14 protein-coding genes are annotated in these 15,495 nt (G+C 55.3%); 7 read left to right on the forward strand and 7 right to left on the reverse strand.

The genetic code is table 11. The features are described from left to right. Window positions 1-52: 52 nt before the first annotated feature. From COMA1_RS19035 to COMA1_RS19065, 7 genes are all read right to left on the reverse strand, one after another. Window positions 53-2,704, reverse strand: a complete 2,652-nt coding sequence (locus COMA1_RS19035) for a CBS domain-containing protein (protein WP_090751120.1) — start codon at window positions 2,702-2,704, stop codon at window positions 53-55. 137 nt (window positions 2,705-2,841) lie between these two features. After that, window positions 2,842-3,159 carry a hypothetical protein gene (locus COMA1_RS19040; RefSeq protein WP_141654423.1) on the reverse strand — a complete coding sequence of 106 codons (318 nt, stop codon included), beginning with the start codon at window positions 3,157-3,159 and terminating at the stop codon, window positions 2,842-2,844. A 143-nt stretch (window positions 3,160-3,302) separates the two neighbouring features. Then, window positions 3,303-4,256, reverse strand: coding sequence for a hypothetical protein (locus tag COMA1_RS19045; RefSeq protein ID WP_090751122.1), 954 nt, complete (start codon window positions 4,254-4,256; stop codon window positions 3,303-3,305). Window positions 4,257-4,260: 4 nt separating this feature from the next. After that, entirely contained in the window at window positions 4,261-4,590 is a 330-nt protein-coding gene (locus COMA1_RS19050) for an isoamylase early set domain-containing protein (RefSeq protein WP_245631164.1), read from the reverse strand. A gap of 110 nt (window positions 4,591-4,700) precedes the next feature. Continuing rightward, window positions 4,701-5,384, reverse strand: coding sequence for an isoamylase early set domain-containing protein (locus COMA1_RS19055; RefSeq protein WP_090751124.1), 684 nt, complete (start codon window positions 5,382-5,384; stop codon window positions 4,701-4,703). 22 nt (window positions 5,385-5,406) lie between these two features. Then, window positions 5,407-5,988, reverse strand: coding sequence for an RNA polymerase sigma factor (locus tag COMA1_RS19060; protein WP_090751125.1), 582 nt, complete (start codon window positions 5,986-5,988; stop codon window positions 5,407-5,409). 116 nt (window positions 5,989-6,104) lie between these two features. After that, a complete protein-coding gene (locus COMA1_RS19065; protein WP_090751126.1) occupies window positions 6,105-7,061 on the reverse strand; it encodes a transporter in 957 nt (318 codons plus the stop codon). Between the two features lie 610 nt (window positions 7,062-7,671). Here COMA1_RS19065 and COMA1_RS19070 point away from each other — a divergent pair. The 7 genes from COMA1_RS19070 (at window position 7,672) to COMA1_RS19105 (ending at window position 15,471) form a co-directional block, all read left to right on the forward strand. Further along, window positions 7,672-8,496 carry a DUF6502 family protein gene (locus tag COMA1_RS19070; RefSeq protein WP_090751127.1) on the forward strand — a complete coding sequence of 275 codons (825 nt, stop codon included), beginning with the start codon at window positions 7,672-7,674 and terminating at the stop codon, window positions 8,494-8,496. 24 nt (window positions 8,497-8,520) lie between these two features. After that, the gene (locus COMA1_RS19075) at window positions 8,521-9,762 is read left to right on the forward strand and encodes a DUF5666 domain-containing protein (RefSeq protein ID WP_141654424.1); all 1,242 of its coding nucleotides are present in this window, start codon (window positions 8,521-8,523) and stop codon (window positions 9,760-9,762) included. Window positions 9,763-10,673: 911 nt separating this feature from the next. After that, on the forward strand, window positions 10,674-11,093 hold the full coding sequence (locus COMA1_RS19080) for a c-type cytochrome (RefSeq protein ID WP_176698188.1): 420 nt from the start codon (window positions 10,674-10,676) through the stop codon (window positions 11,091-11,093). A gap of 26 nt (window positions 11,094-11,119) precedes the next feature. Further along, window positions 11,120-12,394 (forward strand): hypothetical protein, encoded by a 1,275-nt coding sequence (locus COMA1_RS19085; RefSeq protein WP_090751130.1) that lies wholly within the window; start codon window positions 11,120-11,122, stop codon window positions 12,392-12,394. Window positions 12,395-12,525: 131 nt separating this feature from the next. Next, window positions 12,526-13,419 carry a DUF5320 domain-containing protein gene (locus COMA1_RS19090; protein WP_090751131.1) on the forward strand — a complete coding sequence of 298 codons (894 nt, stop codon included), beginning with the start codon at window positions 12,526-12,528 and terminating at the stop codon, window positions 13,417-13,419. An 81-nt stretch (window positions 13,420-13,500) separates the two neighbouring features. After that, window positions 13,501-13,770: a response regulator gene (locus tag COMA1_RS19095; protein ID WP_090751132.1), complete on the forward strand. Its 270-nt coding sequence runs from the start codon at window positions 13,501-13,503 to the stop codon at window positions 13,768-13,770. 1,005 nt (window positions 13,771-14,775) lie between these two features. After that, complete coding sequence (locus COMA1_RS19105) at window positions 14,776-15,471, forward strand: response regulator transcription factor (RefSeq protein WP_090751134.1); 696 nt, start codon at window positions 14,776-14,778, stop codon at window positions 15,469-15,471. Window positions 15,472-15,495 lie beyond the last annotated feature (24 nt).

Genomic DNA, 15,495 nt, shown 5'->3' on the forward strand with positions numbered 1-15,495 from the left:
TCCAGATTTGTGACGGCTTACCTGGGGCTTTCTTGACGTACGTTCCAATAGGTCAAACCGTTCGCTTTGGTGCATGCACTATTCGCTGAACGAACTGTCGTTCTTCGGTATCAGTCCGCACGTCTCCATTCAGGCGTGCGTCAAGTAGTTGGGCAAGGATCTGTTTGAACTGCGGACCGGGTTTTAATCCCATGGCTGTAAGATCGGTCCCCGTCAGGTCGAGTTTCACGTGCTGATAGGTCATGAGAAATGCCGAGACGTGGCGCTTGACGGCGTCCCCTTTGCTTTTCGCCATGAGGATCAACAAGGTCTCGTCGGATAGCCCCGATAACAGATGATACACCTCTGCCGGTTTGAGCGGTCGGTTCGATGCCAATCGGCGAATTGCGTGATGACAGCCGACACGCGCCATTTTCAGCCTGGTGGCTTCCTGCTCGGAAAATGGAAAACGCTTGAGCGTGTCTTTCACACCACTTTCCGGCAGCATTTCCAGAAAACCCATCACGTAGACTAACCAGACGTCCATCTTCCGGTCCAAGTACAGCAGCCGGTACCAATCGACCGCTTCATCGATCGCATTCAAGAGCTTCTCCAACCGGTCAGACCACGTCAGCTTGGGATGAATGAATCGCAGCAATCCAATCTCCGCCAACCGTTTGATGGCCAGCCGTGGCCCCCGCTCGGAGAGGAGCAACTTCAGCTCTTCCAGGAGACGATGACCCGACAGTCGATGAAAGAGGTTCATCTTGACCGCGCCTGCAATTAACGCGGTGGTGTCCTTGCCCAGACGAAAACCGAATCGAGCTTCAAATCGGATCGCTCGGAACACGCGAGTCGGGTCTTCGACGAAACTGAGTCCATGCAGGACGCGGATCACTTTATCATTCAAGTCTCGCTGCCCGCCGTAGAAGTCCAGCACGTCGCCAAACCCCTTCCCGTTGAGTCGAACGGCCAACGCATTGATCGTGAAGTCACGCCGATAGAGATCTTTCTTGATTGAACTATGTTCCACCGTCGGCAAGGCCGTGGGATACTCGTAGTACTCCGTTCGCGCAGTGGCCACATCAAGTTTGAAGCCATCCGGCAACAGCACGATCGCCGTCCCGAATCGCTCATGCACCTTCACGCGAGCTTGTAATACGTCTCCGAGCTTCCGAGCGAACGCAATCCCATCACCTTCGACGACAAGATCTAAATCGAGATTGTGGATACCGAGCAGCAAATCCCTGACACAGCCGCCGACGACGAATAATGATACCTCGTTGCGATCGGCTAACTGTCCGGCTTCCTCAAGCAAAGTCACGAGGCGAGACGGCAAACGGCTCTGCAAGAGTCCTCTCACGTTACGGCGTGGCCCTCCGATCTCGGACTCAGCCTCGTGCGGACCAAGCGTCTTCAATCGGGCCCCCTTCAGCACATCGTCATGTAAGGTTCGCAACAAATCCGTCCGGGTAATGACGCCAACGACTTTCGCCTCTTTGAGGATCGGAACACACCGCTGATTACGCTCGATCATGGCCGTTTCGATCTCATGAAATGACGTCTCCGGCTGTGCCGTATGGGCGTCGGTTTGCATAATGTCACGCACCGCCATCTTGCCGAGCCTATGAAACAACGCTTTCTGAATCGACTCTCGACTGACGATCCCCCTGTAATGGTCTTTCTCGTCGAGAATCGGAAAGACATTCAGACCGTAGGTGGTCATCCGCTGTCCTGCTTCAGCGACGGTCGTATCGACTTCGATCGCCTTCACCGGATGGGTCATGACATCCTGGGCCAGCAACGTCGGACGATAGTGTGTCGTCAGCAGCTGAACGATCTTCTCTTTGACTTCTGAGAGTGTCTGCCCTTTGACCGTGGCCGCTGCGGCGACGGCATGACCTCCCCCTCTGAATTCCCGCGCGATCCAACCGACGTCAATCTCTGGCCGGCGACTCCTTCCGATCACTTCCACACGATCGTCCATCATGACCGCCACGAGAACGGCATCGACCCCTTGTAATTCGGCGAGACGATGCACCACACCGGCCGCCTCGCCTCGACAGCGATCGATCGTGCTCGTGGACACCAGAACCTTCCGACCTTCCAGGTAGAGCACCTCACCCTGTTCTAAGAAATCATTCAGCAGCGCAACCGCATCCGGATCAAGTGGCGTGTAGAGAGTGGCCGACACCGTATTCAAATCCGCACCGGCTTCGACAAGGAACGCGCAGGCTTCGAATTCTCGGCTGGTCGTAGAGGCGAATGTAAATGAGCCGGTCTCTTCATAGAGACCGAGAGCCATCACCGTCGCCTCAAACGGAGTCACCGGGATGTGCCGCCGCTGAAGCTGCTCGATGAGCAACGTCGTCGTGGCTCCCACTGAGTCCACTACGGACTCTTTTGACCGTCCGTCACAGACCGAATCTGATTCGATATGGTGATCGAAAACCACGACCTCCACTGCTGGGTTCTCGAGGCAGGATGTGAGCGTTCCGATCCGGCTCGGTTCCTGGGTATCGACCAGGATGAGTCGCGTGATCTGGGTAAGGTCGAGTTCTTTTAGTTTGCTGAGGTCAAGGTCGTGAACGGAGAGAAAATTACGAACCGCTTCCTGTGCTCCGGCCGGCAAGACCAGCTTGGCTCCGGGATAGAGCTTCCGTGCGGCCACCATCGACGCGAGACCATCAAAGTCAGCGTTGCTGTGCGTGGCAATGACATCCATGCAGGCATTGTAGCAGGGACCAGATGTGACACCAAACGGTGAAGCCGGGCTCAGATCGACCGGATTCGAGAGGAAATGACAAGGGCGTTGCGAGTAACATCGTCGGCACCCATCAATTCAACGGCATCGTTTCCCAATCAACGATGTCGTGTATCCCGGCGATCATGCCGTTCTCGCACCAGAGGCCTGGAGGTGTGCTTCTTGGCCGCACCGATCGGTGCGGCCTTTTTCTTGGTCACTGTTTTTGCACGACTCTCCGTACGATCGAGAGAAGCTGGTTCACGCTCAGGCCGAGCCTCTTCCCGACGATCGAGTTGTCCTCTATCAAAGCTGCGCTCGATCCATTGCCCATGATTCATGTTGCCTTGATCGATCGCCTGGGTGTCAGATTGACCATAGACCAGACTGCTCATAAGGATGAACGTCCCACTGAGTGCGATGAGCATACCTTTCATTTGTCCCCCTTCGAGCGACCATACCAACTCATAGCGCTTTGGACACCCATGATAGCGCAGAGCCTCCACGGCCTGGTGTATCAAGCCAGGCGAGAAACGTCTACACTTTCAGGGTTTCCTGCGAAGAGGATAACACGTAACACTCAATGATCTCGCCCACTGCCGGAACGATCAGAGCGCTCAAGTCGATCCGGCCGCTCAATGCGATCGCCTTTCTCTACGCGATCGAGGCGTTCGACTTTATCGGGACGATCGATGCGATCCGATCGATCACCTCCGCCGGACCGGTCCTGCCGTTCAGATCGATCACGCGAAGACTCTTCTCGACTGTCTCGCCCTCCGCGATCTCCTCGATCACCACCTGACCCGCTCCCAGATCCACTGCGATCGTCATCGTTGAACAGACGATCACTGCGTTCCCCACGTCGGACTTGCTCACGAATCGCCTTGAGGCTTGCACGCCCCTCTTCAAAATCCGACCCACGTCGTTTCACTTCTCGGCTGAGATCCAGAAGCTCAGATGCGCGATACCCCTGCTTCATCCCCTCCCCAACCAGCGCCGCTCCGTCTTTCGAAGGGACTCGTCCCTCTTTCATCACGGCGAGGCCTTTGGCACCGGCAGCCAGTTCTTCCTGCGTCGCCTTATGGCGGCCATCTTGGGACAGTCGGCTCAACTCCCGCACTTCATCCACCGTGGTTCCGCGCGAGAGCGCTTCCGCCATGGTTTCAATGGCACGCTGACGATTCCCCTCCTCCATGCCTCGAGAACCTGCTTCTTGTAGGACTTCCTGGGCAGATTCAAGTCTCGACGTCATCTGCCTGAGCACCGGATCGATCCGCTTGGGTTCAACCCCCTTTGCCAGACCTTCCCTCACCTTGTTCAGTAACGACTCGATGGGAAGTCCTCGCTCACCAGCCTTGCTGACGTGATCGAGTAGAGGTGCGATCTCGTTCTCTGCACGACCTTGTGCCGAACCAAGTCGAGTGATCGTCTCCCGATCCTGAACCGTGAGCGGTTCGGCCCAGACTGAGGGAGCCGTCACCCCAACGATGACGATCAGCACCCCTATCGCGCTATGGATTCGCGTCCTCATCATTCTCTTACCGTACGATCACGACTCCGTTGGTTTGTCCGAATCCATCGGTAACAAAATCTTCAGCTTGTGGCGGCGTGATCCACTGTTTGCCGTCGATCACGTACATGAAGGGATACTCCCCGACCTTCAACGGCACAGTAACCGACCAGAGTGCGCCATTGAGGATCGTCATGGGCGTCGCCTCCTTGGCCCAACCATTGAAAGAGCCGACGAGAAAGACTTGTGTGGCGCCAGGCGCAAGTAAGGTAAATCGTACGGCACCCGCTAATGGCTTGGGCGCACTCGGCTTCATCACCGGCGGCTTGGTACAGGCCCAGAAGCCGGACAGCAGCATGATCACGATGAGGGTCGTCCGAGGTACGCGGCCAAGTCTTTTCAGTTGTCTGCCCATCTGCCGGAGAGTACATACAGCCCAGGCCCGTTGCAAGGGAGGGTCGAGGAAATTTAGATATCGACATCAAGCACCGCATTCTGTGAACCAAATCCGTCGGTGGCTTCCTCAGTCGCCAGCGGATCGGCAATCCATTGTTTTCCATCGATGACGAACATATATTGGTATCGCCCTGGCTTCAGCGGAATTGTGGCGGTCCACATCCCACCGTCCGACCGTTCTAGAGGGGTATTTGCTGGATTCCATCCATTGAAGTCGCCGGCGACAGAGACCGATCGTGCTCCGGGTTGAAGTAGGACGAGTCGTACAAACACCTGTGGTGCTGCTTGTGGTGTCCCAGCAGTGATCGTCTGGGCTGGCACCGTCGTGACCGGCACCTCCACAACTCGCTCCGGCATCACCCTCAACAGCCCCGCCACTGCCACCAAGACAACACAGGCCGCCGCCATCCCCCCGGCGAGATTCCATTCCAGCGTTCGTGGTGTAGTCACAACCGTCCACACCCGCTCCCACCAACTCAGCTCCGGTGGGGCAATTTTAGACTTCAACTCATCGAGGAACTTCAACGATAGGCTTAACTTTGGTAAGCGGGCTGCTTCAGCGACGACCATTTCCAGATTCAGCCAACGCCGACGTAACGCGGGGTCAAGATCAACAGCTTGCAAAAAAGCAACCCGTTCCTCTGGCGAGAGATCATCATCCAAGAAACGCTGAATCAGGAGTTCCTGTTCGTTCATCTGCTCACCGTCTCGCCATGTCCTAGCGCGCAGGGTTCAAAGCCGTCAGATCGCGACTGAGTTGAAGACGCCCTTTATACACCCGCATTTTCAACGTGTCACCACTCACCCCCAGAATCTCTTCCATCTCCTCGTAGCTGAGGCCTTCGACGTGCTTGAGCACGAAAGCTTCCCGGTAGAGAGGCGGCAATCGTTGGATCGCCTGTTCCAACTCTTGGCCTACCTGTTGTTGCGACAATAACTCTTCCGGGGTCCGTTCTTCAGCGACATAAAGATCCAACACCTCGTCGGCATCCACATCATATGGTCCTTGCCCTGGCCGCTTGGCCCGCAACCAATCCTTGCACTTGTTGGCGGCGATTCGATACAGCCAGGTCGAAAACTTTGAGTCCGCACGAAACATCGGCAGTGCCTTGAAGGCCGTAAGAAACGCTTCTTGGGCCAGATCCTCTGCCTCGGCCCGGTTTCCCACCATCCGATAGGCAAGATTGACGATCGCGGACGCATGTCGATCAATCAGTTGTCCGAAAGCCTCATGATCCTGCTTGAGACTACGGGCGACGAGTTGTGCATCATCGGGAATTGCCTGCTGGTCCGGTGGCATGCTCCGACTCCGGTTAGTCTGGTCCGATGCCACAGGACCGTCTGCTTTGGCCTACATATTTCATTAGACGCGGCGCTCCGAATGGCGTAAACAGCCTCATACGGCGGCAAGATCGGCTAGAACCGATAGCTGGTACCGAGCGAGACAACATAGTCTGGAGCGCCATTTGAGAGACCGACGGCAACCCCACCATTCAGCCGCCAAGCCGGCGATAGTCGATAGTTCGACGAGAAAAATACATCTCTGGCGTTGGGTAGACCGACTCGAAGTGCCCGATACTCCTCAAAGTAGACACTAGCCAGCCAATCTTGTGTCAGGTAATACCCCGTCCCTACATCCCACCAATACTGGTTGCGAAGACCGAGTGTACCGGAGCCATCCGCTCGATTCGGATCGCCGATAAAATTGTACCCCCCGTCGAAAAACACCAGCCAGCTGGTCCCAATAAGCTTGGAGACCTCCACTCCATAGCCGTGATCAAACTCGCCGGTTCCCAACCCCTGACTCGCATTGGCTGTAGGAAGTTTCAACCGGGCTGTCACCGCAATCAGCGGCACATAGTCCTGCTCTTCGACGAGATAGTACCGCCCACGCAGAATCACATCACCAATTCCCGTGGTCGTCACCTTCTGTCCCGCAATTCGCGTGGTCGTACCGCAGGGCACATCATTACTGTTACCGGAACCGCTGTTATCTCTCCGGCAATTGTCATCTGACCCACCGCCACCACCCGATCCGCTGTTGCTTCCACTGTTATCATCAACACGAAATGCGGTATTGCCCACGACGGTCGTGCGTCCGTCGGTGATCGCAGTCACAGAAGGAATGACCAGTGAAACATCTCCTTTTGAAAATAATCGTCTGATTGAGAAGGGCGCATAGATAAACTCGCTTGTCGTATTCGTTCCGAAATTCCCGTGGCTGTAGCTTGGCGTAAAACTGATTTGCCAGTTTCGCTCAGTCGCCTGCTGTGGCCGCTTATCAGATGGATCAGCCGCCGATACATGCTCGTCCCACGAGCCCATGATCACTCCCATGGTCGCTGCCATCACGATCATCGTCACCCTATGCATCCTGCTCACCGTCCCTTTCTTCACGAAACATCTATACGTGATTCATTCTCCGGTGCTTCGCAAGACCCCCAAACTCAATTGGCTTTTAGATGGGCCGGCACCACCACCATGCCTGTGCGGTCGACGCACTTATAGCACACTACGGAGAGAAATCTAGTACCTCTCCTAGCGTTCCGGTCTATGGGGAAGGCTCGGCACGCTCAATCCGCTCCATCTGTCCAGGTCGATGCGAATGTTTGATTCTCATCGTGCCGACATTCTCTTTTCATTCATCGCCATAGTGACCAGCGACAGGATCTGCTCGATCCGACCCACAGAGGTCACCGCCAGCTTTTACCCGATGAGTTTCTGGGCGAGTGGAACTATCGCTTGCCAATAGCAGCATTGACGAAAATAGATACGCACATATTTCAAGGGGAGTAGGTGCTTGCTCCTCCCCATCCAACTTGATCTGATGAGTTAGACGGAGAATGGGGAGAATGGTAAACGGCGCTCTCGAAAGTGTGAGCTCTGCCTTTGGAGGCAAGGCCCCCCCAAACACCCCCACAACCAATCAGTTCAAGGATGGGCTTGGCATGCAGACTGGGAGAGTCTATAGTACCGACCTACCATGGCTCACGCCACGCCCGTCCGCGCGCTGTCTGCTGCCACCCGTCAACTGCTACGGCCATTGGTCAGAATCCTTCTTCGAAATAATGTGTCTCATCGAACGTTTGCCGACTTGGCAAAGCAAGTCTATGTGGAGGTCGCCAACGCTGAGTTCGCAATCCCCGGAAAAAAGCAAACAGTATCCAGGATTGCGATCCTCAGCGGATTGACGCGAAAGGAAGTGCAACAGCTCTTGACGCTCCCATCCACTTCTAAATCCATCGTAAATGAAGAATACCATCGAGCTTCACGAGTGATCAGTGGTTGGCTGCGCGATCCAAAGTACGGAGATGGGAAGGGACACCCTCGTCCACTTTCCATGGAGGGAAAGGGAGGCTCATTCAGTCAGTTGGTCAAGCGCTATAGTGGAGATATTCCTGTGCGAGCATTGTTGGACGAACTCATGCGTGTCGGTGCCGTGAAACAATTGCGGGATGGGCGAATTGGTCTGGTCAGTCGTGGCTATATCCCGCGAAACGGGACCGTACCAAAATTGCGAGTGCTGGGTGCAGATACCGCCGACCTCATTACGACCATTGATCATAATATCTATGGGAAGCCCTCGAAACCACGGTTCCAACGCAAACTCATGTATGACAACGTCCCGCTCGAGGCCGTCGCGGAGTTTCGGACTCTCGCCGCCGCAGAAAGCCAGGAGCTCCTCGAGAAGCTTGATCGTTGGCTGGCCCATCGAGATCGCGATGTCAATCCAGTATCGAAGGGAACCGGCCGTGTCCGGGTCGGGCTCGGAATCTATCACTTCGAAGAGCAGGAACCAGCTGACTGAGTGCAACCGGAATCATTCCTCGTGATGGCCGAAATGCGAAAGAAGATCGATCAGAATCTGCTTATCGCACTGACGCTGTTCGTCGTGCTGGCCTCGTGCAGCCCTGCTCCAGAGGTCGGTGGTGGTATCGGCGGAACTGGTCGCCTGACCTCCGTCGCCTCAGGCCCGATCACCGGCTTCGGCAGCGTATTTGTCTCTGGCACAGAGTATGAGACGACGGACGCCTCCATGCTGATCGACGGGCAACCTGGCAACCAGGGCGACCTCAAGGAAGGGATGCTGGTGCGCGTCACCGCCACGGTGACGAAACGGTCCGGCACCAACGACCCTCTACTACGGATGGCCGACACACTGGTGTATGAGGACACGCTGGAAGGATTCGTCCAATTCGTGACGCCGACGGGCTCCCATCTTGTGGTGCTCGGTCAGTCGGTCACGATTACACCAACCACGCTGATTGATGCCAGCATCCCCGGCGGCACGGTGCGGAATCTCGTGCCGGGTAGAGATCTCGTGGAGATCAGCGGGTTCGTCATGGGAGACGGCGTCATCAGGGCAACCTGGATCGGCTTAAAAACACTCGATGCGACCACCGCGACTCCGAATTATCAGGTGAAGGGACTCATCACCAATCACAAGGCCGATCAACGCACGTTCGAGGTTGGCACGCTGACCGTCGAGTACCGAGATGCGGTGGTACAGCAACTGCCTGATCCGTCTCACGGATGGGACGGTGTGATGGTGGATATCGTCGGCAAGCAGGTCTCACCTGAGCCTCAGAACCGTCTTCATCTCACGGCTACTCGCGTGCGGCTGGAAGAATTGGGGGCATCAGACAGTGAAGACGCCGTGGTAGAGGGATTTGTGACTCGGGTGCTTAGTTCCGGAAAGTTTTTGCTTGGCAACCTGCAAGTCGTGACAAATACCGAGACCGCCCTTCAAGGAGGCACCAGCACCGATATCTTCGTGGGGAGGCACCTCGAGGTGCATGGCCGGTTGGTCGGTGGGATCATGACCGCGACTAAACTGGAACTGGAAGATGCGGATCTTCACGGCGTCGTGACACAGGTGCTCGCTCCAGATCACTTTGTACTCGAAAATGTGCACGTGCTGACGAACGCCGAGACGATCCTCGAAGGAGGCACTAGTGACGACATCGTCGTGGGCGTTCACCTGGAGGTCTATGGCTTGGTGGTCGACGGCACCGTGACCGCCACGAAGCTGGAATTCGAACGCGTCACGACACTGCCGGGCACAAGCCCATAACGAATTCTATCAACCGCACTGTGCCCGGACTGGTTTACCGGAGTGTCCCCGTCGCCTCGACGAAGCACCATCTCCACGACCCACATCAGGCCATGGACCAATTCTGTCTTGGAGCCGATAATCAGCAATCAAGGCAGACTGACTCCGGACATGAACCCGCTCTCACCGTTCCTGTACTACCAGAATTGCTCTCCACCTCATCTTTTCCAACCATGGTAGACCGTACCGCATTTTTTCCAGGCGAGATCAATACCGATCTCATGACAAGAAATCGGTGATCTCCGCTCCGCGATCAATTCACGTATGAGAGTACCGTTTACCGGTACGAGACGGACAATCGAGGTTCTAGGAAAACGCTCCCCTTCTATCAACGTGGGGCATCTAGAGATGAGGTGCAGCCCCAGGATCCCATACGGCACACTCGGGTGTAGCTGTGTAGGCATTTCACCATACCACGAGAACTAGCCAGTTCCTCGCGCAACACCATCTGAGCACGCTTGTCACGGACATAGACTAAGCACCACTAATTGGGATATATTTCCCAAATACTGTGTACGCAGAAGCATTGCGCAAGCGCTTCTGCGGTTTACAGGACACGCCTGACATCGATGCAGTTATCTGCCTACGGCAATCCTCTGCTGCCGATGGGAAGCGAGACTGTCTATCACACGGTGTTCTCTCGTTAACCGCCCGTTATTCCTGGTGGTCCATACGTGGAGGATGGCGCATAGGGCATATGTGGACGGGATGGCATCGTACTTGCTCTCACTTATTATAAAAATAAAAACATAACCTATAAATTCTTAATTATTTCTCATCAAGTATTTATATGATTCTCGTGTTTTACCTATACAATGCTGCCCGCAATGTATGTCTATAAAGTTAGGTCTGCAGAAGGGAGGAGAGAACGTATGAACACCATTCATGCAGGCATAGCGCTGCTCTTCACACCGCTCGTGCTGTGGCCTGTGACCGGTAGTGCTACGGATCGGAAAACTCCAACGGCTCCGCACGAATTTTTGATGAAAACAAATCCTGTAGCCGCGACCGCCGACACGCTGCAAGAGGCCAAGAGCCTGTACGAGAACCGATGCATCAAGTGTCACGGCACCAGTGGGGATGGACAAGGGTCCGCCACGAAGGACTTAGACGTCAAACCCAGAAATTACACAGACAAATCCCTGATGGAAAAGATCCCGGACGGGCAACTCTTCTGGATCATCTGCTACGGCAGTGATCCGGACGCCACCGAAATGAAGGGATACAAGAAGAAGCTCTCGGACGAGCAGATGTGGAGTCTCGTGCACTACATTCGGTCCTTTGGGAAATAGCGTATCGCAATCTAGAGGGAGGAATTATGCGTCTTCGCGTGTTGATGTTAGCCGTCATCTTAGGCAGTCTGGCCTCGGGCCTCGTGGCGCTGCTCGCGCCGCAGGAGGCGGAGGCGATTCCGGCGTTCAGTCGACAAACCGGAGAATCCTGCTCGACATGCCACACGGCATTTCCCAAACTGAACCAAACAGGACAAAACTTTCGCACCAATGGCTTTCGCTTTCCCGAGGACAAGGAGTGGTTCGATATCCAGGATATGAAACATGTTCCGATTTCGGGCGAGGTCGAGGTTGAAGCGGAATTCACCAAGGAACGCGGGGTGGGTGCCGGGGGCCAAGAGACCCTGTTGAAGATTGATGAAGTCGCCCTGCTCGCGGGCGCGCCGATCGGGAAAGAGGGCCGGGCGTCCGCGTATGGGGTGCTGGATTTTTCCCAAGGCAATGTCAATGTGGGACAGGCCTATGGCCAAGTCAATGATCTGCTCGGACAGCAGGGCCATGGTCTGCTCAATGTGAAAGTCGGTCAGTTCGATATCGCCCTCCCGTTTCTCTCTCACTCGCAACGGGTCATTAAACAGCGTTACTTTGCCCAAGAAGCCCTCGGCATCCTGGGCGCGCGTCGGAACGGCGGCAGTACAGAAGCGGAGGCACCGGAAGTCTACAACACCGGGGTGGAGCTCAACGGGCACCTGATCCAAAAAGAGCTGTTGGGGGGCATCACCCATCGCTATGCGATCGGGATCTTTCAACCGAAATCGCTCGGAGGCATCAATCACTTAGGATTTCCTGGGTTGTATGCGACCTATTCTATTCACTTTCTGGAACGCTTTACGCTGGGCGCCATCTATAAACGCGATGTGGTGACGTCCGCATTAGATCCCTTTACAGCCGATGGCAAAAAAGGCGTGGACAAGTGGGGCATCGCGGGTGAAGTGAAACTGGGCCCGTTCATCGCCACGGCCGGGTATTTTCGGTCCGATGGACTTCCGTCGACGGGTAATGGGGCCCTCACGACCGCCACCCACAACCGGGCCCTCCAGAATTATATGGCGGAGGTCTTGTTTATTCCCCACGATATCCCGTTCATCCCCAACAAGAAATTCGTGCTGGGAGGACGCTTCGATCATATCGATCAAGAGCTCGCACAATCTAGCAGTCGCACGACCCTGATGGGTCGGTACTATATTGCCCCCAGCGTGTACCTTCAGGGAGAATGGCGTGTCCATGACGGAGGCGGGGTGGCGGGCGCCTCATCGCAGGATTCCTACGCCGCCCGAGGCTTTCTCGTCGCGCTGTACTAAGGTGCGGTGTGACAGAATCCAGTTCGTGATGGGGGGAACATGGGTCGAATCACCCCACCATTTATGTATAAAGGTTCGGTGACCATCTTGTACGGTACCGGCACTGAATCGGGGGAGCAGGAATTTCGCGTATGAAGACTCGCATAAAGAGAAGAAGCGTCGGTGTTCCGTTGCTGGCAAGCGTGGTGTGCCTGTTCATCAGTGCGTGTTCGACGTCTCGCACAGTTGAAGACACCGTCTATGCGGATGGTCCTCGAGGCGCCGTGTTGCTCCAACATGTGGACGATTCATGGTTCAAGACCGCCCACCCCGTCTCGGTCAGTCCTCTTCTCCTTACCCACGTGTTGAGGGGCATCGAGATTCAAGCCTCACCCGATGACCCAACCACGGCAATGCGGGTCTTCTCTGAAGAAGAGACCGCCTTTCTGAGTCCACTGATCAGCACGGCGCTCTCTAAAGCAACAAAGAGTCAGCTCGTGGCCTTCAGAGTGATGCATGGTACAGATCCCCGTGGTGACATGACCGGTGGACTACTGTTTACCCGAGGACGGCTCCTGCATCTGTGGCTGACTCACTACAGGGTGCCCAGTGTCGGAATAGTCCCGGGCGCCACACTGGATCGTCACGCTCGTCATCCGAAAGGACTGGATCCGCGTCGGCTACGCTTTCTCCCCGAAACGGTTCAGCAGCCAAGCCTGCATCAACAACCAGACATAATTGACCCGCCTCCACTCGCCACGCTCCTGATTGATTACCAGATGCTTGCTGCACAATTAAATCTACCCTCTGAGTCTACGCACGCTCAATCTAGCCATGGTGCGGCTCAGTCCGAGCCTGCCATTCCCGCTTCTCAAGAAGCACCATCTGCGGCCGGCGAAGAAACGCAGGCACTGAAAGAACGGATGAAGGTACAGGCCATTGAACTCGATGCCCTGAAAGAAGAAATGCGGGCGCTGCGAAACAGACTCTCCGAGATGGAGGAACCAGCATCAACCCAGATGAAGCCGCGGACGACACCCCGGTGAAAGGATCCTCGAGGCGTGATCGAAAGGTCGGGTACTTCGGGATAACCTGTTCCGTCACGCGAGACGAGTGGCCGGACATCGATGGCGACGATTCTGCTTGTGGATGATGACCAGAATCTCCAAGACAGTCTTCGCTCGGTACTTGAAGCAGATAGTCATCGAGGCGTGGAGGCTGCGGATGGAGTAAAGGCAATTGCATGCTGGGGCTCGCTCACGTTCGACCTCATCATTACGGACTTTGTGATACCTCGCATGAACGGGCAGATGGTCATCCAGATCGCTGCGACCCAGCAGCCAATGCTCCCGATTATTCTTATGTCCTGCGGAATAGAGGAATCTATACTTTCATGAACTCGGCACCGTTTTCCGTCAATCTGGCATCTCCCAAAACAACTCATCAGGCTCAGCTTCGCGTCTATGTGAGAGACGCCTTCTTATCACGTGTCGTCTCCGATCGTCCGTCACAGCCGTGACCGCTGGGGCCGGAGGCACACAAACGGAAGCAGCGAGATTGCCGATACACAAGAAGGCGCCGGCTCAGGGCAACGAGAGGCCCAGATACCAAGAGTCGATTGAGCGTATGAACCTTTTCGGAAGAGGATGAAGAAGACGGCGGACTTGCATGCGGTGACGAAGGAAGTGCGGATGCTCCAGAGCCAATCGGTCGACCTCCAGTCATGCTCAACCGTCAAGGTTGGTAACCACACCGACATACTGCAGTCGTGCCACCAAGGAGACGGTCATGGCGCTCCACAGAGAGTCTGACCGTCTTCCAGGGAGACGCGACGTTGTGAGTCGTCGCCTCTCCCACATATATGACGGCTGAGACTCTTCAGATCATAATCTTTTCAGGAGGCCACACCGTGGAAGCGCTCAACGACCATCACCGGCTCAGCTGGCATGCGTACTCAGGAAAGAACCCGTGTACGTTAGAACCTACGGTCAATCAGACAAGAGACGCGTCATGGACCTCCGACCGTACATGATCCTCGTGGGGCTGCTCCTGTCCGGAATTGTTCACATGGGGGGTCCATATCCCGCAGACGCAATCCCTGCCATGAGCCGGAAGACCGGCGAGCCTTGCTCCACGTGCCATGACGTCATTCCAAAACTGAATCACGTTGGTCAGCAGTTTCGCGAGAACGGACTTAGATTCCCGCACCTCACAGAGCGACAAACCAGTCGAGAGAAGAGACGTATGCCACCACCCTCTTCCAGTGAACTCGGAATTGACGGGATGACCAAACAATCCGAGAGGTGTCTGGAGGGTTATCGTGAACACGATGCTCATTAAGCACTTAAGGACATATCGGAATCTGTGTACTTGTAATAGAACCGCAACCTCCCAGGAACAATATGGCAACCAAGCACATCCTTCTGATTGAGGCCGACGAACGGATCTCAACTTTCATCAAGCGTGGCCTCGAAACACAAGGTTACCAGGTAGACATCGCTGAAAACGGAAACAATGGGATGCTCAATGGCCTCAACCCATACGACCTCATCATCCTTGACCTTCTACTACCCGATATGAGCGGACACGATGTCTGTCAGGCTCTGCGACGTGAACGGATTCAGACACCTATCTTCATCCTGACGGCGAAAGATACATTGGAAGATAAGCTGAGCGGTTTCGCTCACGGAGCGGATGACTATCTGGCAAAGCCTTTTGCCTTCGAGGAATTACTCGCACGAATCAAAGCCCTACTCCGTCGGCGGCTCTTTTACGACAAAGAGCCGAACTCAGTATTGTGCGTCGCCGATCTGAGGCTCGACCAAAGCTCCCGTGAAGTACGCCGAGGGGACACGTTCATAGCCTTGACCAAGAAAGAGTTCGACCTCCTGGCATTTCTTATGGCTCATCCAAATAAAGCACTCAGTCGCACCGCCATCATAGAACATGTCTGGGGCTACAATTACGAGACCTCCACCAATACCGTTGATGTGTATGTTGGGTACCTGCGGAAAAAGATCGAGAGTAGCTCACAGCCTAAGTTGATTCAGAGCGTGCGCGATTTCGGGTACAAGATTTCTGATCAGCGCCCCTCCTAGTTTCTGCTCCTGAAAGGCGAGTTG

It is taken from the genome of Candidatus Nitrospira nitrosa, from assembly GCF_001458735.1.
GTDB classification, from domain to species: Bacteria; Nitrospirota; Nitrospiria; order Nitrospirales; family Nitrospiraceae; genus Nitrospira_D; species Nitrospira_D nitrosa.